Below are 2,988 nucleotides of genomic sequence, written 5' to 3'. Positions count from 1 at the left end.
GGCGAAGATCTAGCGCTTACCAACGCCTACGACGTGCTGATCGTAGACTGGCGTCTCCCGGGCCAGGACGGCCGCACGGTGATCCAACGGGCACGAGATGCTGGGCGCACATACCCAATCTTGATGTTGACCGCGCTGAGCGACATCGACCATCGCGTAGCTGGGTTGGATGCCGGCGCTGATGACTATCTTCCCAAGCCGTTCAAGTTTGAGGAGCTTCTGGCTCGACTGCGCGCGCTACTGCGTCGACCCCCGCTGAGCGAGCAGACTACGGTGCTGAGGGTCGGAGATCTTCAGATTGATACCAGGCGTCGGGACGCTACTGTCTCGGGCACCAGGCTCGATCTAAGGCCAAAAGAGTATGTTCTATTGGAGGATCTTGCACGCCACGCCGGTGAGGTGGTCTCACGGTCCGTCATTGCGGAACGCGTCTGGGGTCAGGCTTTTTACGTCAGTGATAACGTTATAGACGTAACGATCTCTAGTCTTCGGCAACGTCTGGCGGAGGCTCAGAAGGAGACAGATAGTGTAAACAAGGTGGCTATCCTGACAGTGCGCGGCGTGGGATACCGCCTCGAAGGAGCCCAATAGACTGATCAACCGTATCAACCTGTGGACAAGCTCTGGGGAAGGCTTCATCCGATCTCGCATTGGTCCATATCTGCACGGCTAACCGTGTGGTACGGGCTGACAATGCTGATCTTCCTAAGCGTCTTCGCGATTCTGTGCTACTTGATGTTCCACCAGAGTCTACATCGTGACTTTGACCGGCACCTTACCCACGAACAAAGAGAGCTGCTTCCGTACGTAGTCCTTGAAGGAGATCAGCCTCGCTTGGCCTCGCTCGAGAACCTGAGGTCAGTGGCTTTTGAAACAGACGGCATCTACGGGACCTATGTTCGTCTGTTCTCTTCCGACGGCTCGCTCTTGTACAGCAGTCCAAACTTCGAAAGACACGAGGTCTTCCCTGCTGCACTTGCGGCGACCAGTGAAGACTTGACCATCAGCCATGAATGGGAAGGCAATCCTGCCCGATCGCTCTACCGTCCATTGATGGGCGACGAAGATGAGCTAGTGGGGTGGCTTGAGGTGACGGGGTTAGAGTGGTCTTTGCACGAAGAGCTCCAGCGGCTACTCGAGGCGCTTGTTCTTGGTGTGCTATTGAGCCTTGTGCTTGCCATCGGAGGGGGATTTCTCCTTGCTCGTCGAGCCCTAAGGCCCGTCGTAGAACTCACTGGCGCGGCCCATCAGATCGGTGCGACTAATCTCAGCGATCGGCTCCCGACGGACTTCTCGACGAAGGATGAACTGACGGAATTGGCGGAGACATTCAATGAACTAATCGCCCGCATTGAGGCCTCCGTCGCCCGCGAGAGACGATTCACGGCGAACGCCGCACATGAGCTACTCACCCCGCTGACGACGATGCGAAACAGCGTCGAGGTAAGTTTGCGTAGGGTGCGCGAGCCCGAGACATATCAGACAGCCCTCGAGACGATTCTTGCTGACGCTGAAGAGATGAGTGAGACTGTGCGCGGCTTGCTTACCCTTTCGAGGGTCGATCGTCTGAAGGACTTGCAGCGCGACGATGTGAATCTGAGTAAGCTCTCTTCGGACGCCGTCAGTCGCTACCAAGACCGCGCTCGACGTCTCAACATAGAAATCATTGACAGAATCGAGAATGACGTTTTCGTGACTGCGGACCGGATTCATTTGGCCGAGATTCTCGATAACCTGATTGACAATGCCCTTAAGTACACACCGGGTCCTGGGACCATCGAAGTGCATCTCCAGTTGGTCGACGGTACTGCTATTCTGAGGGTCACGGACGACGGCGTTGGGTTCGAACCTGAGCAGGCAGACCAACTCTCTGATAGATTCTATCGGGCCGATGTCCCTGAGGTTCAGGCCGAGACTGGAAGCGGATTGGGACTCTCCATTGTGAAGGCGATCACAGAGGCGTACGACGGAACGTTCACCGCTCATAGCGATGGCCGCAATCAAGGAGCACGTTTCCAGGTGATCCTGCCACAGACTGTTGGCAGACGTCGGAGCGTGACTGCCTGATCTCGTTGCGACGGGAGAATCATGGAATTTCGCCGGGCTAGAAGAACTTATCCGTTGCCTAGGGGAATGGCGGCGTGAGCTTTCGGGCTCGTTGCCGTTGCGTCGGCTCGTCTGTCTGGCAACGGCGTACGACCGCGAAAATGTTCGCGCGAGACTTCTGCTTAAACATCAGACGGTAGTTGTAGTTGCCTAAGAGTGTCATATCCAGCTCCTCGCAACTAGTGGACGCGGTCAGTCGGAATGTCCCCGCTTGCCAGGCCGCAAGCATCTACATACGTTGTCCTCGGCGCTCTCCGCGCCGCTAATGCGAAAACCGTTATGTGGATAGAATTGGAAAGTGTGGTTTCGGGATGGCCGAAAAGAAGAAGCAACATATCATCCCGGAGTGCTACCTGAAGTCTTTCGTCGACGATACGCCGCCAGCCGGTGTCTCGATGGAGTTATATGAGCCCGCCGTCTGGATAACAGATAAGTCGCTAAAGGAAGCGTCCCGTCGACGGGCTCCAAACAACGTCCTTTGGAAGAATCGATACTACAACCTAGAAGCAGACAACCCTTCAAGGCCTCGTATCGAAGAAGAACTCGCGTGGCTAGAGGGCCGGTATGCCAAGGTCCTCGAGGCGCTTCGGCGTCGACACGAGCTCAGTGTTCGACAGGCCATCGAGATCGCTTTGTTTGTCGCTGTTCTATTTGGTAGAACTAATTCGTTCATAAGCAATATGCAGAATCAAATCGACGAGATTGAGCATCTATATCGCCAAGTCGATCGGGCCTACAATGAAAACGAAAGCGTCTCAGATGAGTATTGGGAAGGCTCGAGTGATGGAGGTAAACTCTCACTCATTTTGACCGGTCCCGCTCTGGCACAGCGGCTATTATCCTTCGGGATTACCGTCGTCGTCAACGAAAGCGGTGTTCCTT

General features: G+C 55.3%; 3 protein-coding genes. All 3 read left to right on the top strand.

All coding sequences use genetic code 11. From position 1 onward, the window contains the following. On the top strand, nucleotides 1-591 hold a 591-nt coding region (locus tag HKN37_11365; protein ID NNE47247.1), incomplete at its 5' end, for a response regulator transcription factor. Between the two features lie 21 nt (nucleotides 592-612). Continuing rightward, entirely contained in the window at nucleotides 613-2,067 is a 1,455-nt protein-coding gene (locus HKN37_11360; protein ID NNE47246.1) for a HAMP domain-containing histidine kinase, read from the top strand. A 350-nt stretch (nucleotides 2,068-2,417) separates the two neighbouring features. Then, a partial coding sequence (locus HKN37_11355) for a DUF4238 domain-containing protein (GenBank protein NNE47245.1) occupies nucleotides 2,418-2,988 on the top strand: 571 nt, incomplete at its 3' end.

It is taken from the genome of Rhodothermales bacterium (assembly GCA_013002345.1).
Taxonomy (GTDB): Bacteria; Bacteroidota; Rhodothermia; order Rhodothermales; family JABDKH01; genus JABDKH01.
This window is presented reverse-complemented; position numbering and strand designations above follow the sequence as displayed.